This window comes from Nodularia harveyana UHCC-0300 (assembly GCF_034931085.1).
GTDB classification, from domain to species: Bacteria; Cyanobacteriota; Cyanobacteriia; order Cyanobacteriales; family Nostocaceae; genus Nodularia; species Nodularia harveyana.
Map to the genome: position 1 here is coordinate 1 of NZ_JAYGHG010000019.1, position 21,195 is coordinate 21,195.

A 21,195-nucleotide genomic window follows, 5' to 3' on the forward strand; every position below is an offset into this window, starting at 1 on the left:
TTCTTGTTAATGATGGATGTTTTTCAATTTTATGGTGGTTTATCTAAATCGGTTTCTTGTTCTAATAATGAAATTGTAGTTTTATTTTGATGATGTATTTTTTGATTATTTACATAATGAACAGCTTTCTGTAATTGTTTACTTCCTAAAGAAAAAACACCATATCCTTCCTGCCAAGCAAATTCTTGAGTTTTCCCTAAATTATGATTATAATAATGAGAACTACTACCTTTTAAAGTTTTTACGAACTCAGCAATAGATAATTTAGGAGGAATAGAAACTACCAAATGAATATGGTCTTCAATTCCACCAATAGCATGAATAATGCAACCTAAATGATGGGCTTTACCAATTAAATAACCATAAAATTTATCTTCTATATTACTATTGATGAAAGGCTGTCGTTTTTTAGTAGCCCAAACAACATGATAGTATAACCGCCATAATGCCATATTAAACTTTAATTATAATACAGAAAAACCAGTTGTGTAATTAATTCTCTGCTATTAATTAATACTAGTCGGTTTCAACCGACTTCAGCTATGAGACAGAGAATTTATTCTCTGGCTACTCTGGCTACCGGAGAGTTCTCTTGCGATTGCTTCACTCTGCTACGCTCCGTTCGCAATGACATACCTGGAAATTTTCCTGCCTACTTAATTAATTCTCTGCTATTAATTAATACTAGTCGGTTTCAACCGACTTCAGCTATGAGACAGGGAATTTATTCTCTGGCTACTGGAGAGTTCTCCCAACAACCCACACAACACGAAAACCAAGATAGCTGTATCGGTCGTCGCGGTAGCTGTTGAGACGAGACGCGGAACGGCAGTAGTGAGGATTGCCGTACCAAGAACCACCCCGCATCATAGCAAGTCCCGACTTGTCACTTAGTGCATTGTCACTATCAAACCAGGGTTTAGCGTCTATTGGCGCGTCTGTATAGTTATTATGCCAATCATCCAAACACCACTCATCTACATTCCCGTGCATATCATATAACCCGAAGTTATTCGCTACTCCAAAACTCCCTACTTCTGTTGTTTTTTTCCTGTTAATTCCTTTGGGTCCTTGTCCATAAGTATAGTCACCATCATAGTTAGCTAAGTCTGTGGTAATCGTCTCTCCAAAGTGAAATGGTGTCGTTGTCCCGGCTCTACACCCATATTCCCATTCTGCTTCGCTGGGTAGTCTGTATTCTCTTTTTGTATGATTTGACAACCGTGAGCAAAATTCCACTGCATCATACCAAGACACTTGCTCTACAGGGCGGTTTGCACCTTTAAACTCAGATGGGTCTAGGTCTAGTTCTTTGTTGACTTGAGGGAGTTCTGCTACAAATTTCCATTGTGCTTGGGTAACAGGATATTTACCCATGTAGAAGGGTTCCACTGTGACAGGATGCTGGGGACTTTCACTACTGCGGCGTTCCAATTCTTCTGGTGGAGAACCCATCATAAAAGTACCTCCGGGGATAGATACCATTTCTAAGGTGAGATTATCACCTAAATCTTCTCTAAAATACTGTGCTGTTCTTTCATACTCATGAATCACAATTTTTGGCATTTTCTATCACCCGATTGATATGGCAGGGAACAGTTATCAGGGAACAGTTATCAGGGAACAGGGAACTGTTTAATGGTGAGGGTTTCATTATCTGTTTCTGTCCTAACCTCCTTGGCGGTTGTTATACATAATTATATACAGGGTAAAAATCTAATAATATAGGTAAATCGCAAAACAACAGGACAGATGATTACGCCAATGCGTGTTTTTGTATTAATTTTTAATGCTCGCACGGAAAACGAGGGGATTCATTCCATTCGGGTGGGAGATGCTGAAGGGTCTGAGGGGACTGTACGCAATAAAATTTTGATGTTCGAGTCGGAAGATGACGCTCTTCGCTTTGCTTTGTTGCTGGAAGCTCAGGATTTCCCTACTCCCACAGTGGAAATGATCGATGCTGAGGAAATTAAGGAGTTTTGTGTAGGTGCTGATTATGAATGGGAACTGGTTCCGGCTAACAGCGATTTAGTTTTACCCCCAGAAATGAATTTGGAAAAGACCGATTGGCAAGCAGATGATACTGATGAGGATAGCTACCGTTCTAATCAAGTGCCATCAGCAGCACCAGAAATGTCTGATGCTGAACTGGAAAATATTCGTCGTAAATTAGAAGGGTTGTTGTGAATTGCATGGGGATTGGGGAAAAAGGCAATGAAAGCTATTGATTGAGATGTAGAGTATGGCAAATTTGCAATCACGGGGCTATCTTTTAACTGAGCAGGTCAATCCTGATAGTCTGAATTTAGACCAGCTGAGTTCGGTTGAGTTGGTGAATTTATTTAATACTGAAGACCAAAAAGCGGTGGCGGCGGTGGCGGCGGCTCAACTTCAGTTGGCGGCGGGGATTGATTTGGCGGCGGAATGTTTGCGCCGGGGGGGTCATTTATTTTATGTGGGTGCGGGGACAAGTGGCAGGTTAGGGGTGTTAGATGCGGCGGAATGTCCCCCCACGTTCTGCACGTCTCCAGAGTTGGTACAGGGGATTATTGCTGGGGGTGCTGGTGCGTTGGTACGCAGTTCGGAAGATTTAGAAGATAGTACCGCAGATGGTGAGGCGGCGATCGCCCAACGACAGATTACTCAATTAGATGTGGTAGTAGGGATTACCGCCGGTGGGACAACTCCTTTTGTACATGGAGCGCTGAACGCCGCTCGTCAACGGGGTGCTAGGACTATTTTTATCGCTTGTGTACCTAGTGAACAAGTGCGCTGTGATGCAGATGTTGATATTCGCTTATTAACAGGGCCAGAAATTCTGGCTGGTTCTACCCGTTTGAAAGCTGGGACAGCGACAAAGTTGGCGTTAAATATCCTTTCTACTGGGGTAATGGTGAAGCTGGGGAAAGTTTATGGTAATCGCATGGTGGATGTAGCGGTAACAAATCAAAAGTTACGCGATCGCGCTTTACAGATGTTGCAAGACCTGACAGGTTTAAGTCGTGAAGCTGCTGGTTTTTTACTAGAAAAAAGTGGCAAGTGGGTTAAGCTAGCTTTACTGATGCACTGGACTGGTTTAGAAAAAGCAGATGGCGATCGCTTATTAGCAAAACACCAAGGTAATCTCAGGGTAGCAGTTGCTAGTTATAAAGATGAGCAAAAACTTTGAGCCTTGCTAATTTCTATGGTTTTGGGGTGCGCTGTTAGTCCTTCGAGACAGCCCGTACTTTGTTTAACTCAATTACACTCATATTCCCCAATCAATGGCTAAACTATCTCACGAGTTACAACGCTATTTTTTTGCAGAAACCCGCACCCCAGAAGTAACGCTAGCAGAAATTATGCTGTTAGCAAAAGAACGAGTGTTTGGATTTTTGTTGGTAATTTTGTCTTTACCTTCAGCTTTACCAGTTCCCGCCCCTGGTTACTCTATATTCTTTGGGATTCCGATTTTCCTCCTAGCTATACAGTTGATGATTGGGGCTAAAATTCCTTGGATACCCCCGAAAATGCTGAATCATCCCATCAAATTGACAACGGTGCAGAAGTTGTTAAAAGCCGGGAATCCTTGGTTAAAAAGAATTGAGGCGATCGCCAAGCCGCGTCTCACCTATATTTGTACTACCGTACCTGGTAAAGTTACTCTCTCCAGTGCGATCGCCTTAATGGCAATTTCCATGATGATTCCAATTCCTGGAACTAATACCCTTCCAGCCATCGGTATATTCGTCACTAGCTTTGGTTTACTAGAAGACGATGGTGTTATTAGCTTAGGTGGTTTAGTAATCTGTTTAATAGCAGCAATTACCAGCATTTCCATTTTAATTGCAGTAGTTTGGGGTGGTGCAAGTCTTGTCGATGTAGTCAAAACTTGGCTTGGTCTGTAAGAGAACAGGAAAGATAATTAAAAATCCCTAATTACAAGTCTTTAATTATCTTTTTGCTTCCTCTCATCCTGGGTAATGACGATAACTTTTATACAGCCTATATATATCATTAAAACTTTCAATACTTCTTCGCTTTATTTTCCGGTTAATTCACCTAACAAAATTGTAAAATTGCCTAGTAAATTAAATTTATCCCCACCAACCTAGAGCAAACAACCTTAATTTTCTCTGTATAGTAGCCTCAAAAAATTTGAATATCAGGTTAAAAAACCTACTAATGGAATCCATCTGCCGAGAGTCATTTTACTTTCATCTGGATGTTTTATTTTTCTGAAGTAATTGAGAATATTTTGCAATATGATTAAATTTTTTTGATATATTAAGAGTAAATACTTTCATAAAAGCATGAAACAGCGATCGCAATAACATAAACCAGTTCATGGGCGACGACAGGAAACAACAAGTATTTTCTCCTGTTACAGCCTGACTGCATTTATATAGAGATATTCATCAGGTGAGAAAAACTGAGTTTGAGTGAGTAATTTTTTTTGTTTTACCGGATAAAAGACAATCCAAAAGGAAGTTTAAAGTCACGGGAACATCTATCTGGAGATCAATCAATTCTAATCTAGAGATTTTATTAATCAGAGAGACGTTGATCACAAATAATGTTATAAAGTGGCTACCTCCTTCTACTAGTAAATGTAGATCATTCTCGTTAGTTGATCAGGATTGAAATATCGTAGCCAAAAATACATGAGTTTTGCCTCATAGTCTGCTGTCCATAAAATTCACTAATGAGTAAATTTCGATGAATACTTTTTTTTGTTCTGACCATGCACGAGAAGTAGGAGAAGATATTATTAGTAGTGCGACAAATTACCAAACATATATTTTAGTAGAATGTCCTCAACCCTGGAGCCATGATGCCTTAAAATCTAGATGGGTGCCAAATAATTTACAGATTTTGGTAGAGAAAGTGTATCGGGAAAAATTACCCGTGAGGTTTTTATTAATTTGTAATAATAATTCCCATAAAGTAGACTACAGCACCCTTTTGATTTATCAAAAACAAGAAGGTTTGAGTCATGGATACCAAAAATATGAATTTAAGTTATCACATATTGAACAAGTCGCCGGAGTAGTAAAACAATATTTGTCGGGTGAAATACCAGACCATAAAATAGAGACAAATGTCACCAGAGATATTTTAATCTGTACCCACGGTAGCCATGATCAATGTTGTGCTAGATATGGTAGTCCTTTTTATTTCCAAGCCACTCAGACCATTGCAGATTTGGGATGGGATAATGTCAGGGTTTGGAAATCTAGTCATTTTGGTGGACATCGATTTGCACCAACAGCAATAGATTTACCGGATGGGAGATATTATGGTGTTCTGAATCAAGAAGTATTTAAATCAATTTTAACCCGTACAGGTGATATACAATCTCTCAGTCCAGTATATAGAGGCTGGGGGATTCTCCCAACTGCGGTACAAATTTTAGAAAGAGAATTGATGCTGCGCCACGGATGGAATTGGTTTAATTATAAAGTGGCGGGAAAAATCATTCAGCAAAGCTTAGATAACAATACAATTTTAGCCGAATTAAGCTTTGAAAATAACTCTAATTCTCTATTTATTTACCAAGCTAAACTCATCAAAGACACTACAAGAACACTTGAAATCAAAGGTTCTTGTAATGCCAAAGAAAACTCTATATTTGTGAAATATGCAGTAGATAGTATCAGCCTAATCTGTGAAAAAGTGGCAACTTGCAGTAATTAGTAAGCTGATGCCAAAATCATAACCAAAACCTCAGCCATACTTAGCGCAGTTTGAAAAAACGATATTTAAGAACCAAGCATTTGCAAATTATGCAAAGTCGCATAAAGTCCCCCAGCTTTTAACAACTGGTCGTGGCTGCCTTCTTCGATTAATTCACCTCGTTTCAACACAAAAATTCGATTCACATTGCGAATTGTAGACAAGCGGTGAGCAATAATAATGGCAGTACGTTTGACTAAAAGTTGGTTTAATGCTTCTTGGACTAAAGTTTCTGTATTCACATCTAAACTAGCAGTAGCTTCATCCAATACTAAAATTTGTGGATTACGAATGGCGGCACGGGCAAAGGCCAAAAGTTGCTTTTGACCACTAGAAATATTTGTCCCTCGTTGTCGCAATTGAGTATCATAGCCTTGGGGTAATTGAGCAATAAAGTCGGCAATATTGGTTTTAGTAGCAGCTTGTTGAATTTGTTCCAGGGTGTAATCGTCTCCTAAAGTAATGTTACTTTTAACATCACCAGCAAACAAAAAGCCTTCTTGCAAAATTACTGCCATATACCGCCGTAGGTCTGCCTGTGGTAATTCCCGGATATCTATACCATCTACTAAAATCTTTCCTTTGGTTGGTTCATAAAGACGACATAACAGCCGAATAATTGAACTTTTACCAGCACCTGTGGGACCGACTAAGGCGATTTTTTCTCCAGGATGAATCACAAAGTCTAAGTCTTTAATGACATAATCATCGTCTTTGTAGGCGAACCAGACGTGTTGAAAGCGAATTTCTCCTAATTCTGGGGTAGGAGTAAATTCTTGTGATTCCATATTACTAGTTATCTGGTTTATGTAGCTGACACCAGAATCATTTGTAGAAAGCTGTTGATTACTACCATCCCGGATTTCTACGGGTTCATCTAATAACTTGGTAATGCGTTCAATGGCAGTAAAACCAGCTTGAATGACAGTGAATTTTTCGGCAAAATCTCTTAATGGGTCAAATAATCGCTGGGCATATAAGATAAATGCAGCTAATACGCCGAAGGTGAGGGTTTGACCTAAAAGTAACCAACCGCCTAATAATAATACTCCGGCGATCGCAACTAGTCCAATCCATTCTAAAGTTGCGGAAACCGCCGAATCATAAAAGATGGTTTGATCTAATTGCTTGATGTAGCTTTGGTTGGCTTGGCGAAATAATTCTGAGTTAAATTTTTCTCGTCGGAATAACTGCACTATGTTAATCCCAACTATATTTTCTTGTAACTGGGAATTTAAGGTGGAAAGTCCTTCCCGTACTTTGGAATTGGCGCTGCGGTACTGTTGCTGAAAGTAAATAATTAACCAGGTAATTGGTAGTAGGATCAGCAATAGCAAGCAAGCAAGTTTCCACTCAATGGTGAGCATGAAACCGATGATTGCCAACATGGTAAAGACATTGGATATGATGCCAATGGCCCCGGTGGAAAACACATCTCCCAATACTTCTACATCGCTGGTGAGTCGAGTAATTAATTTACCTACGGGTGTGCGGTCAAAGAAACGCACGGCTAAGGATGTTGTATGGTCAAATAAGTCTTGGCGGATGGCGGCGGTGATTTTTTGCCCTAGTTTCTGTAGTAGATAACCCTGAAAGCCAGTTAAGACTAGTCGGATGACAATGGAAATTAGGATTAATACTTGTAAGATATTTAACCCTTGCCACAGGGGGCGATCGCGCAGAAACTCATAGGTGCTGGGTTCATTACGGATCAGAGAAATCACCTGTCCAATTAATAGGGGTTGGATGGCGTTGGCTAATGCGATTGGTACTAGTAGTACCATTGCTAGTGTCAACAGTTTTGTACTGCGACGGGCATAAGGCAATAGACGTAAAAATAACCGCCAGTCACTCTTGTTGGCGCGGTTGTCAGAATCTGATGTGTTTAAAGTTTGGTAGCTGCTCATAATAAGAGCATTATATTCAGTTTTTCTCTGGGAAAAACAGGTTTTTTGAATCTAGTAATATGGAGAGTGGGCTAGTTTAAAGGCTACAACCCAAACTCTGGCTAATTTCGGCAAAACTCATGAGTTGTATCTGGTCTGGGTCAGCCATAAACTGTTTTGCGGCGAGTAATCCGGCGAGACTCCACGTTTGATATAGCCGGGCTTCTCTACCAATCAGACGACCATTTTTACCGTCGTAATATTCGGGATAGTTGTCGGCGATTAAACGATTTTCTACAGTGGCGATCGCTTTTTGGGCTAGTTCTGGACGACCAATTTTTTGCGCCGCAGCTACGAATAACCACAGTAATACTGGCCAGTTACCGCCATTATGATAAGACCAAGCGCTATTTTTAGGATCACAGCCGGTAATCATGCGCCATTCTAAACCTTCTAAAGCTGGATAGCAGATTTTTACAGGCATATAACCCATTAAATCCTCCCAACGTTCCGCAAATAAATTCATGATGCTTTCCGACTCAACATCACTGGCTAAGGAAACTAAAATGGACATGAGATTTCCTAAAGCAAAGAAGCGAAAATCCATCCTTCCAGGGCCAAGATTCCCGGCTAAATAACCGCCTTCTTCCGGTAACCACTCCATTAACCAATGGGGAATAGATTCGGGGTAAATATTGAATTTGTTGGCGACCTCTTTCCCAAATTCATCACCTTTATAGCGATAAATTTCGCTGATTCGTTGCAAATCTAGCCAATAATAGTTGCGGACGTGATATTTTAATGCGCCTAATCGTGCATTTACCTTAGAGATATATTCATCATTATCTGGTAAAAGTAGTTCACGGGCAGCGATGAGGGAAGCGTAAAATAATACTTGAATTTCTAGTGGATGTTCGTAGACTCCCAGGCGGCGATCAATCATAAATGCACCATCGGGAACCAACATTGTGGGGTACATGGAAAACCGATGCACTAAACATAAATCCAAAATTAACTTGATTCCCCGTTGAAATTCTGGCTGACGCGCCAAATCCACATCCCCTGTAGATTTTTCATAAGCCCGGAGGAGGAGCAGCCACCACATACAAGAGTCTATGGGAGGAACACGGGCGATCGCTCGTTCACCAAAATCAGCTACTAAAAATTCCTCATCACCGTCATGTTCTACCTTAAAACTAGCAGGCATTAATCCTGCACCTGGTTCAAAGCAGTCCATCTGTTTTTCATGACTTTGTAATTTCAGTGTTTCTCCTAAAAAGTTGCGGACAATTTCCGGTTTACCCGCCATCAGGAACACCAAAGCTGAAGGGATAAAATCACGGAAAAAACACTGGTCATAATTAAGTGAATTTAACTGCGGATCTTGGGCGGCTACAGTCCCAATGGGTTTACCTTTGTAATAGATTATCGATTTTTCTAGAAGTTTCCAGGCTTGTGTATCTAGCAGTTCGTTCTTGTCAATTGCGCGGGTCATAATTATTCGGGCGGAAAAATGGCTGTTGTTTGCAGTCAGCAGAGGATATGCAGAATCTAGGGAAATTTTGGAGTAATGGGGCTAAAATGCGATCGCAGTCCCTCACCAGGATATCACTACCAGAATTGCTATAAGTTTCGCCTCAAAGCAAACTCTGATCGGATATTCCAGCGCTGGCCGTCATGAACTAGCAGGGTTAAATTTGCCGCAGTGAAATCAAAATCTAGAGAACGGTGGACAAATTCCCCCCAAGCCACTCTAAAATTTTGCTTGGTTAAATCCCGAAAAGCTACAGTTAAATGAGGTGTAAAGGGGCGAGTTTGCGATGTTTGATCAACAATACCCAAATTACTTTCAATATTAGCCATTAAATCAGCTTGTAAGGTTAAAAGTGCTTGACTTTTGACTACATTCATGTATATAACACGGGGAGGAAAGGCTGCATAACCCTGGAGTTTAATGGGGATTGGCTGTTGTTGATCAGCAAATTCCTTCAGGGACGATTCTAGCTGGGGAACTTGGGCATCTGACCATTCAAAGGGCGGTTGCAAGGTAATATGAGGCGGTGACTTTTGCGCCCCGCGACTGGCATAATGATCAGCAAAGTGCTGCTTAATTTCGTTAGCGTAGTCCTGAATATGCTGGGGTGGTAGGAGAGCGATGAAAAAGCGGGTCATGAAAATTACTAATATTACACAGGTGGACGGAAAAACCAAAATATCCCTACTCCCACACCTCCCACACTCCCCACACTCCCCACACTCCCACACTCCCCACACTCCCCACACTCCCTACGAGGTTTCTAGTAAATGCCCTTATTTGTCAAAATTGAAGCAGGTAAAGTTGATAAACCGATTTTTGACCAATATATCCCCGCCCATAAAGCCTATGTTGAGGATTTGATTGCGAAAGGACACAAAGCCCGCACCGGCTATTGGGCAGAAGAAGAGGGCGGAATGTTGCTGTTTGAAGCGGCTTCTAGGGAAGAGGCGGAAGCAATTGTAGCTCTTGATCCTTTAGTGCAGAATGGCTGTGTGACTTATCAGATATATGAATGGAAAATTGTGGTGGAGTAAGACACAGTTACGGATTTTTGGTGTTATACTTGTTTCAGACCTGGATCTACGCGACTTTAACGCCTAAATTTTGTCAGGACCGGAAGGTAGCAGCAATACGGGATGCTTATAGTAGGCGTAGTCTCCGGGTCGCCCTATTTTTTTAGGAGCGATCATCAAAAATGCCTGGTTTTGGAGATATTGTTCAAAAAGCTTTTTACCTCGGTGTCGGGTTAGCTTCTTACGCAGGTGAGAAAGCGGGAGGGAAGTTGGGCGAACTGCGATCGCAAGTCCAAAAACTGGCTGATGAAATGGTGGCAAAGGGTGAAATGAACACTGAAGAAGCCCGCCGTTTTGTCGAAGATATGATGAATCAAGCTCAACAGCCAGCCAAACCTGATACAACTCCCGAAAAACCCCCAGCATCTGAACCGCGCCGCATTGAAATTTTAGAAGAAGATGAAGCGGGAACTGTTAAAGATAACCCTCCCAATAATGTTTCTGATTTACGCCAACAAGTATTAGAACTGCAAGAACAATTAAAAAACTTGCAAAAAGATAAATAAGTAGTTAAGTGACCCTAGTAGACAGAAACTTGATAATATACATTGCCAAGGATATAGTATAGTGCAGCCATATTAAAAGCACTAAACGTCCTGTTGATATTTGGTAACGGCGTATATTTTATGGAAGAATGGCAAAAAGATTTAGCAGAAATGGTCGAAACCGTCGCTGATGAAGTAGAACGTTTCTTCCTGGGAATGAGTGACATGATAGATGTATTTTTTGAACTAACGGAAGAATTTTCGGAACAGGTACAAAATTCTATCACTACTGACATTGACGAGTATTTACAGGAATTGACTGACCCTTATGGGGACTTGGAAGATTTTATTGGAGATTTAGATCCCGGTTTTCCTTACGGAGTAGAACCGACAGTAGAAAAAAATGCTGCTTGTATGGGTTGTCATCACTACCACGGACAGGTGTATGGTGGTAATCTATTAGTGTGTGGTATGCATCCTCACGGCTGGGATGATCAAAGTTGTCCTGACTGGGAAGGGGTTTAAATTCAATTGTATTGAAAAAAGTATGAGCAATTCTTCTGTTGAAATGAAGTATGGTGAACGTGAGATTAGTGAGGGTGAGTTAATTACTTTTCCTAATCCCCGTGTGGGTCGCCGATATGATGTGAGTATTTCTTTACCGGAATTTACTTGTAAGTGTCCTTTTTCTGGTTATCCTGATTTTGCCACGATTTATATTACCTATGTTCCTGATGAGCGGGTGGTAGAATTAAAGGCTTTGAAGCTTTATATTAATAGTTACCGCGATCGCTATATTTCTCATGAGGAATCTGCAAATCAAATTTTAGATGATTTTGTGGCTGCTTGTGATCCTTTGGATGTGACGGTGAAGGCAGATTTTACTCCCCGTGGTAATGTCCATACTGTGGTGGAAGTGCGTCATCAGAAAGAGGTTTAAACGCAAAGGTACGCTGAGGTAAGCGCAGCGAAAAGTTCCTCGAAGCCGGGTTTCCCGGCGTAGGAAACTTTTCAAGACAGAGGTACGCTGAGAAAAGTTAACCTCTGTGCTTTTAGGTTTTTGGTTGGGGACTGAGGGTGTTTAAGATTTCTAGGATTTCTTGTTCAAATGCAACTTGGGCGCGGTTAGTCTTACCTCCAATATACAAGCGATCGCCTGTTTTTAATGCCCAAATCTGGGAGTGGGTAAAGTAACTCATGGTTGCGCCTAGCATTAATAAGGCGAATCCTGTGTAAACTAATGGGATACCTGGGTCGGATTTGATTTGTAATCCAGTGCTACCAATGACATCGACAATTTTCAGGTTTACGCCATTGACTTCAGCTGACATTCCACTCCGCACTGTGTCTACTAGTTTTCCGGCGGAATTATATATTAATACCATTCCTTGCAGGTCTTTGGCAATCACTGAAACCCCTTCACTCAAGTCCGGTTTGGTGGGTATCCAACTTCCCCAAATTCTTCCTTTCCCATTGGTGTCTAAGGAAGCCATTGGTAACTGAAATATGGGACTATTATTAAATTGAATCTGTAGGGCGGAGATTCCCCAGTCGGTTTGATAGAATGTTACGCCACGATAGCGTAGGGGTTGATTAACGAAAATCTTTTTATGGTCAACTTCTTCCCCTGCTTTATTCACAACAGACATATCTGAATAAAATTGGTCAATTCCACCAGTGGGAGTGTAATCAATCCAAAACCGATTTACTCGCACAGACCAATCTTTAAGATTGCGGGTATTTGCCCAGGGACCAGCGTCTATAATATTTTCAACTTGGAATGTATCACCACTAGATATCATTTCTTGAGCCATAAATCCCGTCATCGCCCCGAAAATTCCCCCCAGGAGAATAGTCACAATCCCCACATGGACAATTATCGGTCCGATGCGTCCAACTATTCCCTTACGGGCGTAAAGAATATGATCTTTTTCTGGGTCTGGAAATATCTGATAACGGCGATTTTGTAAGATTTCTTGTAAAGAGTTGAGGGAACCGCTATCTAACTCTGCACTCAAGGCTAATTTTTGAAATTTACGGGGTTCTTCGTAATATTTCCAGCGCTGGGCGGTTTTTAAGGCTGGTAACTGACGGGTGAATGTACAAGCTGTGAGACTAGTACCAAATAAAATCAGTAAGCCGAGAAACCACCAAGTGCGATATACATGGTCTAAACCTACGACTTGAATCACCTTCCAAGTGAGGAAACCAAATAAAGCGGGATTTTCGGGGTAATTAGACTGATAATATGCAGGTGACTGACCTTGTTCAATTACCGTACCACTGATACTAAAAAGAGCGATAATTAATAAGAGTGCGATCGCTAGTCGTAAATTAGTCAGTACAGGTAAAATCTCTTGGCGTAAGAATCGCCCAGGTAATGACCACCAATTTAATTCTGTGGATGCTGAATTTTCTACAGTCATACAATTTTAGATTTTAGATTTTAGATTTATAGCTAGGGAGTAGGGAGTAGGGAGTAGGGAGTGGGGTGAAAGCCTTTCAGTGTCTAACTTTGATAATCAGTTTATGTCCTAACGTCCTTGGCGGTTGCTATATTCCACAGATGAATCTAGGGGCTTTTGACACCAAGAAGTGTTGTTAAAAACTTCAACTTCTACAGTCATACAATTTTAGATTTTAGATTTTAGATTTTAGATTTATTCCACAGATGAATCTAGGGACTTTTGACACCAAGAAGTGTTGTTAAAAACTTCCCAAAGGGAATCGAGAAATTAAAGAGAATACACCAAAGGCGACTAATAACACCCCACTAACGGGATTAATCCAACCAGACCACCGCCGTAGTTCTAACAGCTTTTTAATCGAAGCCGTAAAAGTCCCAGCTAAAATCAAAGGTGCTACATACCCCGCCGTATAGGATAGTAACAAAATCGCGCCGAGAATTAAATCTTGTGTGCTGGCAACCCAACCCAGTAAACTAGCTAAAACCGGGGTACTACAAGGAGAAGCCACCAAGCCAAAAGTTAACCCCAGTAAATAAGAACGCACACCCGGCGGTAAATCTGCGGAAATCCACTTAGTTTCACCCAGGGAAGGAAATTGTAGCGGTAGGGCTTCCAGTAAGTTTAAGCCCATCAGGATGGCGATGACACTGACGATAATCGGTAAGCCGATTCCCACCTGACCATAGACTTTACCCACAAAAGCGGCTATGATTCCCAGACCTGCAAGGGTAGTTGCTAAACCCAAAGCAAACCATGTAGATTGGGCGGCTGCTTGGAGACGGCCTTTCGCTTCATAACCCCCGATGTAACCAATGGTAATTGGTAGCATGGAAAGCATACAAGGGGTCAGACTGGTGAGTAAGCCAGCTGTGAAAATAATGCCAATACTAAGTAAACTGAGGTGCGTTAGTTGCTGAGATACTAAAGTGTTGGCGAATTGTTCTAGTTCGTAAAGTCTTGTTTGTAGAGTCTCCAGCATGGGAATTTTTAAGCGGCAAATGCTTGTGATATTAGCATTCTAGCTTATTTACTGGGGATGTTTAACCTAGTAACCAATCCTCTAATTTTAAATTGGGGATTCTCGCTAAATCAGAATCATGGGAAACTAAAATAAGATTATGAATGAAAGCTGTCGCCGCTATAAATATATCTGCTTCTTGAATTGGCAAACCTCTAATTTTTAAATCCGCATGAATTTCCGCAGCTTTCTGGAATATTGCCATGTCATCTAATAGTAAAACCGTGAATTGTGGCAATAAATTTTCAAAAGCAGCTAATTTTTTTATAGCCTTAACCGCTAACAGACCACGCTGAATTTCATAGTAAGTAATAGCACTAATGAAAATACCCTGATTCTGACGATTTAAAGTTTTTAACTTAGTAATGACTTTGTCATTTTGCTTAATAATTGCGGTGACAATATTTGTATCCAGTAGATATCCCATTTATTTACGCTTGACTGCTGCATCAAAAATTGTCATTTCTTCTGATGTGAAATCATTTAATAAACCTGACATTGCTTCTACGACTAACATTTGATTAATACGGTTTGTTAAGTCACCTTCAGTAATAATGTTTATATCATCGCCAGAATCAGGTTGAGCAAACAAATTATAAATCTTCTCACTCATCTCGTGTCTATCTAATCTTTCTTGATATAAACTGTTACTAGCAATCAACTTTTCTACAATTGCTGAGATGCGTTTAAAGGCTGTTTCTGTGTGCAAAGATATATCAGGCATCTGTTTACTCCCATGTTTTTTGAGGGTATATCCTAATTTTAGCAAAAATCGGTATTCTGGAGGTTTATTCTAATTTTTGGGTTTCCCTAAAAGTGCTGTTTGATTATGAGTAGAATCTCCAAAGTTGACCGTCAACGGGAACATCAAGCCAACGAGCGAACTTTTTTAGCATGGCTACGTACTTCTATCGCCTTGATTGGTTTTGGTTTTGCCATAGCGCGATTCGGTATATTTATGCGTCAGTTGAATGTTGCCATCACACAACAAGAGTCTTTAGTCAACCCCATATTTAACTCGGAAAACTTGGGGATTATGTTTGTAGTTTTTGGGATTGGGGCGATCGCCTTAGCTGCATGGCGATACAATCAGGTATTCTGGGAAATTGAACGCGCTGATTATCGACCGCACCGTTTACCTGTATGGATTATGACCGGAGTAGTGATCATTCTGGGGATTCTTAGTCTTCCTTTACTCTTGTGGCGAAATCCAGTTTCTCCGCCTCCTTCCTCAGCACCCAATCAGCCACAATCGCGCCATCTTCTTTAAAGTGTCAAAGTTTATATATCCTCCCAGGTAATTGTCATCAAGATTTCCTTATTGTGTTCACCTATTTTCATTAACCTGTTAGCTTGTCTTTGAGTTGTTTCCTCAAACATATTCCTAACAAGTCTACCATTACCAAAATTTTTCTTTCTGTTAGCATATAACTCGACAAACTGTTTTAATAATTTTTCTTTTCCTCTTTTAGTTAACCTAAAATGTCCTTGGTTACAAAGCATGAGAAAAATATTTAATAATTCATCTGGTTGATAATCATCAAAAGTAAAATATTTATTAAATCTTGATTGTAGCCCAGGATTAGCATTGATAAAATGTGACATCTCTTCACTATAACCAGCCACGATTACAACTAATCGATCTCGATGGTCTTCCATTTTTTTCAATAAAGTATCTATAGCTTCTTGTCCAAAATCTTTCCCCGAACCTGCTGGTGCTAAAGTATAAGCTTCATCAATAAACAATACTCCATCTAAAGCCGAATCAATCACCTCATTTACTTTCAATGCAGTTTGTCCAACATACCCAGCTACTAAACCGGATCTATCAGTTTCAATCAGATGTCCACGCTTAAGAATACCTAATTCCTGGTATATTTTCCCCATCAAACGAGCCACTGTGGTTTTACCAGTTCCAGGAGGTCCACAAAACACAGAATGTAGAGAAATATTAACCTTATTCAACCCATGTTTCTGACGCAATTTTTGAACTTTCAGAAAATTGATCAAAGTATTCACTTCATCTTTAATATTTCCCATCCCCACAAGATTATTTAATTCTTGTGTCACACCTTCTAAACCTTCAGATTGAGAATTATTCTGAGAGAGTTGTAATTTCTGCTTCATCTGGCGAAGTTCATCATCTATTTCTAAATCTCGAAAAGTCATAATTGATATACCTTCTGTGTAAATAAACGAAAACTGCATTCAATTATACTTCAGGAAAATCCCAAAAACTCTCTGCGAACCTTTGCGCTTCCCTCCGCGTACCTCTGCGTTTAAAAAACTCCCATACCTCCACCCCATAAACCAGAAAAAAACACCTCAAACCCTCACCAATTAAAAACTATAAATAATGAGTACAAACTTAATAATAAATAGATCAGCATATCTACCAAAAGATAAACTTTAAAATATTGGCTATAAATCAAAATAACCAGTAATTATATAGACAAAAAATATTTAAAATTCCTGAATCTAAATATTAACCAAGCCAATATATCGCCACAAACAAAAGACAGGAAAAAAAATGAACAAAACCTTTGCAACCATTGACGGGAACGAAGCTGTAGCCCGTGTTGCTTACAAGTTGAATGAAGTAATTGCCATATATCCTATCACCCCCTCCTCGGCAATGGGTGAATGGGCGGATACCTGGGCGGCTGCAAACCTTCCCAACCTGTGGAATACTATTCCTAGCGTGGTGCAGATGCAGAGTGAAGGGGGCGCTGCTGCTGCGGTACATGGCGCATTACAAACGGGTTCCCTGAGTACCACATTCACTGCTTCCCAGGGGTTGTTGTTGATGATTCCCAACCTTTACAAAATCGCTGGGGAATTGACTAGCGCTGTGGTTCACGTTTCCGCCCGTTCTTTAGCTACCCACGCCTTATCAATTTTCGGTGATCATAGTGATGTCATGGCATCCCGTGCTACAGGGTTTGCGATGTTATGTTCGGCTTCAGTGCAGGAAAGCCATGATTTTGCGTTAATTGCTCAAGCTGCTACCTTGGAAAGCCGTGTATCATTTATGCACTTCTTTGATGGCTTTAGAACATCTCATGAAGTCCAGAAAATTAAGTTATTGTCTGATGAGCAATTGCGATCGCTCATTGACGAAAATCTCATTTTAGCTCATCGCAGTCGCGCCCTCACCCCAGACCGTCCCCTATTGCGGGGAACAGCCCAAAACCCTGATGTTTACTTCCAAGGGCGGGAAGCTGCTAACCCTTACTATAACGCCACTTCCGCCATTGTCCAACGCCTGATGGATGAGTTTGGAGAAGTGACAGGGAGACATTACCAAATCTATGAATATCACGGCGCAAGAGATGCGGAACGGGTAATTATTCTCATGGGTTCCGGGTGTGAAACCGTCCATGAAACAGTAGATTATCTCAACGCCCAAGGGGAAAAGGTGGGTGTGCTGAAAGTGCGCCTGTATCGCCCCTTTGATGTGGACAGATTTATTGCATCCTTACCTAATACTGTACAGGCGATCGCAGTTCTTGACCGCACCAAAGAACCAGGAAGCGCCGGCGAACCCTTATATTTAGATGTAGTCACCGCTCTTTATGAAGCTGCGGAAATAACTCCCAAAGTTATCGGTGGTCGTTATGGTCTTTCCTCCAAAGAATTTACCCCAGCGATGGTTAAGGGAATTTTCGATCACCTGTCCCAACCACAACCGCAAAATCACTTTACTATTGGTATTAACGACGACCTAACCCATACATCCCTCAGCTTTGACCCCAACTTTTCCACCGAAGCAGATAACGTCGTTCGCGCCATGTTTTATGGCTTAGGTTCCGACGGGACAGTAGGTGCTAATAAAAACTCCATTAAAATTATTGGGGAAGAAACCGACAACTACGCCCAAGGTTACTTCGTCTACGACTCCAAAAAATCCGGGTCAATGACAGTTTCTCACCTACGCTTCGGTCCTCAACCCATTCGGTCAACTTATTTAATTGACAAAGCGAACTTTATTGGTTGTCATCATTGGGGATTTCTGGAACGCATAGATATTTTGAAAGATGCGATTCCTGGCGCAACTTTATTAGTAAATAGTCCTCATGATGCTGATAGCGTCTGGGAACATCTACCCCAAAAAGTACAGCAGCAAATTATTGACAAACAACTGAAACTTTACGTTATTGATGCCAACCAAGTCGCCCGTGAGAGTGGGATGGGTGGTAGAATTAACACCATTATGCAGGTGTGCTTTTTTGCCTTAGCAGGTGTTTTACCCCAAGGGTCAGCCATTAGCAAAATTAAAAAAGCCATTGAAAAGACTTACGGTAAAAAAGGCGCAGATGTTGTCCAGAAGAATTTGCAAGCAGTAGATAATAGCCTGACTAACTTACATCAAGTAGACATCCCCAAAACAATTCAAAATCCAAAATCCAAAATCCAAAATCCAAAATTGCTAGATAGTGCGCCGGAATTTATCCGGGATGTTCTAGGTGAAATCATGGTATGGCATGGTGATGATTTACCCGTGAGTGCATTACCAGCCGATGGCACATTTCCCACCGGGACAGCTAAATGGGAAAAACGTAATGTGGCGGAGGAGATACCTGTATGGGAACCGGATGTCTGCGTTCAGTGTGGTAAATGCGTCATGGTTTGTCCCCACAGTGCTATTCGGGCTAAGGCTTATCAACCAGATGAGTTGATGAATGCACCCAGTAGCTTTAAATCCGTGGCTGCTAAGGATAAGAGTTTTAGTCAGCAGAAATTCACGATTCAAGTCGCCCCAGAAGATTGTACAGGGTGCGCTATCTGTGTTGATATTTGCCCAGCTAAAAATAAATCTCAGCCATCCCAGAAAGCGATTAATATGGCGCAACAGCTACCTTTGCGGGAACAAGAACGCCAAAATTGGGATTTCTTCTTGAGTTTACCCAATCCTGACCGCAGACTGTTGAAAGTGAACCAAATTCGCCAACAACAACTGCAAGAACCGTTATTTGAATTTTCTGGTGCTTGTGCAGGTTGTGGTGAAACACCCTATTTAAAACTATTAACACAATTATTTGGCGATCGCTCAGTGATTGCTAATGCGACCGGTTGTTCCTCAATTTACGGCGGAAACCTTCCTACTACCCCCTGGACAACCAACAGCGAAGGACGGGGACCCGCATGGTCTAATAGTTTATTTGAAGATAACGCCGAATTTGGGTTTGGCTATCGTTTATCGCTGGATAAACAGGCGGAATTTGCGGCGGAATTGTTGCAAACATTGGGAAGTGAAATAGATGAAAAACTCGTAACTTCTCTTCTCAAGGCTGAACAAAAATCCGAAGCCGATATCTGGGAACAACGAGAACGGGTAGAATTACTCAAACAACAGTTAGATAAAATACTGACTTCTGACCCTAATCTAAAATCCCAAATCCAAAACCTCAAATCCCTGGCTGATTATTTAGTGAGAAAAAGCGTGTGGATTGTTGGTGGTGACGGCTGGGCTTATGATATTGACTTTCACGGTATTGACCATCTCTTAGCCAGTGGTCGCAATGTGAATATCTTAGTCATGGATACAGAAGTCTATTCTAATACTGGGGGGCAATCATCCAAAGCCACACCGAAAGCCGCAGTAGCGAAATTTGCCGCCAGTGGTAAACCTGCACCGAAAAAAGATTTAGGCTTAATTGCTATGACCTACGGAAATGTTTACGTAGCCAGTGTAGCTTTAGGTGCAAAAGATGAACATACCCTGAAAGCATTTTTAGAAGCCGAGGCTTTTGATGGTCCCTCATTGATTATTGCCTACAGCCATTGTATCGCCCACGGTATCAACATGACCACAGGTATGCAACATCAGAAATCGCTGGTAGAATCAGGACGGTGGTTGTTGTATCGCCATAATCCAGAGTTGCAAAATCAAGGTAAAAATCCGTTGCAATTGGATATGCGATCGCCTACACAGTCGGTAGAACAATCAATGTATCAAGAAAATCGCTTCAAAATGTTGACTAAGAGTAAACCGGAAATTGCTAAACATCTGTTAGAACAAGCCCAAACCGAAGTAGATGCACGTTGGCAGATGTATCAATATTTGGCACAAAAGTAATATTTAATGGGTAATAATAATTGATACCCCTCCCCGCAAGCGGAGAGGGGAGTTTTACACTCCAGGACTTACGCAACAATTACCAAAAATCTTGATTTATCGTTCGCGTAGCGTGCGCGAAGCGCATACCGCCAAGCCGCCAAGAACGCCAAGAAAACGTAGATTATGCGTAAGTCCTAACACTCTTTAACTCCGTGTCCTCTGTGCCTCTGTGGTTTGTTTTTATTTAACTTATGAATAAATATACTAGTTAAAATCCTTTTATACATGATTTGTATATCATAAAATATCGCGCTCCCAGATATTGAAGTGTAACTAAATTAATACCAAAATACTTTCTGTATCACTACTATCAAATTGGGTAATTGTGTCCAATTTATCTCTCAAAATCTGCACAATTTTTGATGTGGGACTATTACCAATACGCAGATAAATAAATTTAGGTGGATGACCATAAAGTAAGCTACGTTGATGAAAGTCAGAATCTTTGGAAATAATCACAAACTTGTTTATTTTGGCAAATTCCCAGATAATGGCATCATCAGTATTTATAAGTCCTAAAGTTTTAACGTGTCGAGAATCAGGATACAGATCAATAATTTTATCAACAATCCGATCTGACAAATTTTCATCTAATAGCAATTTCATATAGAGGCAACAAATAACTTTTTCTCTCTATCAGCAGCAAAAGCAAGACAAGCCTTAATATCTTCAGATGTCAGTTCTGAAAAATCTTCGAGAATTTCTGCTTCTGTCATCCCACCTGCTAAATATTCCAAAATATCGTACACAGTGATACGCATTCCTCTAATGCAAGGTTTTCCACTACGTTTTCCAGGTTCAATAGTAATAATGTCTTGATAATTCATAACTTCTACAAAATTATATATTGCTAGAATTTGGCAGACTTCTCGACCTGATAACACTCGTA

22 protein-coding genes and 1 other RNA gene are annotated in these 21,195 nt (G+C 40.8%); 11 read left to right on the forward strand and 12 right to left on the reverse strand.

Going from position 1 to position 21,195, the window contains the following annotated elements:
* Positions 1 to 29: 29 nt before the first annotated feature.
* Together tnpA and VB620_RS12285 are read right to left on the reverse strand one after the other, a co-directional pair.
* Entirely contained in the window at positions 30 to 452 is a 423-nt protein-coding gene (gene tnpA, locus VB620_RS12280) for an IS200/IS605 family transposase (RefSeq protein WP_323196439.1), read from the reverse strand.
* Between the two features lie 283 nt (positions 453 to 735).
* Positions 736 to 1,566, reverse strand: a complete 831-nt coding sequence (locus VB620_RS12285; RefSeq protein WP_323196440.1) for a formylglycine-generating enzyme family protein — start codon at positions 1,564 to 1,566, stop codon at positions 736 to 738.
* A gap of 186 nt (positions 1,567 to 1,752) precedes the next feature.
* Here VB620_RS12285 and VB620_RS12290 point away from each other — a divergent pair, with 186 nt between their 5' ends.
* From VB620_RS12290 to VB620_RS12305, 4 genes are all read left to right on the forward strand, one after another.
* Complete coding sequence (locus VB620_RS12290) at positions 1,753 to 2,190, forward strand: DUF3110 domain-containing protein (RefSeq protein WP_323196441.1); 438 nt, start codon at positions 1,753 to 1,755, stop codon at positions 2,188 to 2,190.
* A gap of 55 nt (positions 2,191 to 2,245) precedes the next feature.
* A complete protein-coding gene (murQ, locus tag VB620_RS12295; protein ID WP_323196442.1) occupies positions 2,246 to 3,172 on the forward strand; it encodes an N-acetylmuramic acid 6-phosphate etherase in 927 nt (308 codons plus the stop codon).
* A gap of 94 nt (positions 3,173 to 3,266) precedes the next feature.
* A complete protein-coding gene (locus VB620_RS12300) occupies positions 3,267 to 3,890 on the forward strand; it encodes an exopolysaccharide biosynthesis protein (RefSeq protein ID WP_323196443.1) in 624 nt (207 codons plus the stop codon).
* Between the two features lie 811 nt (positions 3,891 to 4,701).
* Complete coding sequence (locus tag VB620_RS12305; RefSeq protein WP_323196444.1) at positions 4,702 to 5,679, forward strand: sucrase ferredoxin; 978 nt, start codon at positions 4,702 to 4,704, stop codon at positions 5,677 to 5,679.
* A 65-nt stretch (positions 5,680 to 5,744) separates the two neighbouring features.
* Here the strand turns inward: VB620_RS12305 and VB620_RS12310 are convergent, their stop codons facing one another.
* The 3 genes from VB620_RS12310 to VB620_RS12320 all read right to left on the reverse strand — a co-directional run bounded on the left by VB620_RS12310 (position 5,745) and on the right by VB620_RS12320 (position 9,776).
* On the reverse strand, positions 5,745 to 7,625 hold the full coding sequence (locus VB620_RS12310) for an ABC transporter ATP-binding protein (RefSeq protein WP_323196445.1): 1,881 nt from the start codon (positions 7,623 to 7,625) through the stop codon (positions 5,745 to 5,747).
* Positions 7,626 to 7,701: 76 nt separating this feature from the next.
* On the reverse strand, positions 7,702 to 9,099 hold the full coding sequence (locus tag VB620_RS12315; RefSeq protein ID WP_323196446.1) for a glycoside hydrolase 100 family protein: 1,398 nt from the start codon (positions 9,097 to 9,099) through the stop codon (positions 7,702 to 7,704).
* A 128-nt stretch (positions 9,100 to 9,227) separates the two neighbouring features.
* The gene (locus tag VB620_RS12320; RefSeq protein ID WP_323196447.1) at positions 9,228 to 9,776 is read right to left on the reverse strand and encodes a 2'-5' RNA ligase family protein; all 549 of its coding nucleotides are present in this window, start codon (positions 9,774 to 9,776) and stop codon (positions 9,228 to 9,230) included.
* 132 nt (positions 9,777 to 9,908) lie between these two features.
* Here VB620_RS12320 and VB620_RS12325 point away from each other — a divergent pair, with 132 nt between their 5' ends.
* The 5 genes from VB620_RS12325 (at position 9,909) to queF (ending at position 11,639) form a co-directional block, all read left to right on the forward strand.
* Positions 9,909 to 10,175 carry a YciI family protein gene (locus VB620_RS12325; RefSeq protein WP_323196448.1) on the forward strand — a complete coding sequence of 89 codons (267 nt, stop codon included), beginning with the start codon at positions 9,909 to 9,911 and terminating at the stop codon, positions 10,173 to 10,175.
* Between the two features lie 37 nt (positions 10,176 to 10,212).
* Positions 10,213 to 10,309, forward strand: an RNA gene (gene ffs, locus VB620_RS12330) — signal recognition particle sRNA small type.
* 27 nt (positions 10,310 to 10,336) lie between these two features.
* Positions 10,337 to 10,720 (forward strand): phasin family protein, encoded by a 384-nt coding sequence (locus tag VB620_RS12335; protein WP_323196449.1) that lies wholly within the window; start codon positions 10,337 to 10,339, stop codon positions 10,718 to 10,720.
* A 120-nt stretch (positions 10,721 to 10,840) separates the two neighbouring features.
* Positions 10,841 to 11,224, forward strand: a complete 384-nt coding sequence (locus tag VB620_RS12340; protein WP_323196450.1) for a hypothetical protein — start codon at positions 10,841 to 10,843, stop codon at positions 11,222 to 11,224.
* A 22-nt stretch (positions 11,225 to 11,246) separates the two neighbouring features.
* Positions 11,247 to 11,639, forward strand: coding sequence for a preQ(1) synthase (gene queF / locus VB620_RS12345; protein WP_323196451.1), 393 nt, complete (start codon positions 11,247 to 11,249; stop codon positions 11,637 to 11,639).
* 112 nt (positions 11,640 to 11,751) lie between these two features.
* Here queF and VB620_RS12350 read toward each other — a convergent pair whose 3' ends face one another.
* The 4 genes from VB620_RS12350 to VB620_RS12365 form a co-directional block, all read right to left on the reverse strand.
* The gene (locus VB620_RS12350; RefSeq protein ID WP_323196452.1) at positions 11,752 to 13,125 is read right to left on the reverse strand and encodes a cytochrome c biogenesis protein; all 1,374 of its coding nucleotides are present in this window, start codon (positions 13,123 to 13,125) and stop codon (positions 11,752 to 11,754) included.
* Positions 13,126 to 13,405: 280 nt separating this feature from the next.
* Positions 13,406 to 14,146 (reverse strand): cytochrome c biogenesis protein CcdA, encoded by a 741-nt coding sequence (locus VB620_RS12355; protein ID WP_323196453.1) that lies wholly within the window; start codon positions 14,144 to 14,146, stop codon positions 13,406 to 13,408.
* 61 nt (positions 14,147 to 14,207) lie between these two features.
* Complete coding sequence (locus VB620_RS12360) at positions 14,208 to 14,612, reverse strand: type II toxin-antitoxin system VapC family toxin (RefSeq protein ID WP_323196454.1); 405 nt, start codon at positions 14,610 to 14,612, stop codon at positions 14,208 to 14,210.
* Entirely contained in the window at positions 14,613 to 14,909 is a 297-nt protein-coding gene (locus tag VB620_RS12365) for a hypothetical protein (RefSeq protein WP_323196455.1), read from the reverse strand. It lies immediately after the preceding gene.
* A 105-nt stretch (positions 14,910 to 15,014) separates the two neighbouring features.
* Here VB620_RS12365 and VB620_RS12370 point away from each other — a divergent pair, with 105 nt between their 5' ends.
* Positions 15,015 to 15,455 (forward strand): YidH family protein, encoded by a 441-nt coding sequence (locus VB620_RS12370; protein ID WP_323196456.1) that lies wholly within the window; start codon positions 15,015 to 15,017, stop codon positions 15,453 to 15,455.
* 11 nt (positions 15,456 to 15,466) lie between these two features.
* Here VB620_RS12370 and VB620_RS12375 read toward each other — a convergent pair whose 3' ends face one another.
* Positions 15,467 to 16,393: an AAA family ATPase gene (locus tag VB620_RS12375; protein WP_323196457.1), complete on the reverse strand. Its 927-nt coding sequence runs from the start codon at positions 16,391 to 16,393 to the stop codon at positions 15,467 to 15,469.
* Positions 16,394 to 16,715: 322 nt separating this feature from the next.
* Between VB620_RS12375 and nifJ the strand changes: the two genes are divergently transcribed.
* Entirely contained in the window at positions 16,716 to 20,264 is a 3,549-nt protein-coding gene (gene nifJ, locus VB620_RS12380) for a pyruvate:ferredoxin (flavodoxin) oxidoreductase (RefSeq protein WP_323196458.1), read from the forward strand.
* Positions 20,265 to 20,579: 315 nt separating this feature from the next.
* Here the strand turns inward: nifJ and VB620_RS12385 are convergent, their stop codons facing one another.
* Complete coding sequence (locus tag VB620_RS12385; RefSeq protein WP_323196459.1) at positions 20,580 to 20,912, reverse strand: DUF5615 family PIN-like protein; 333 nt, start codon at positions 20,910 to 20,912, stop codon at positions 20,580 to 20,582.
* The gene (locus tag VB620_RS12390; RefSeq protein WP_323196460.1) at positions 20,909 to 21,133 is read right to left on the reverse strand and encodes a DUF433 domain-containing protein; all 225 of its coding nucleotides are present in this window, start codon (positions 21,131 to 21,133) and stop codon (positions 20,909 to 20,911) included. Before VB620_RS12390 ends, VB620_RS12385 begins: the two co-directional genes overlap by 4 nt.
* Positions 21,134 to 21,195: the final 62 nt, after the last annotated feature.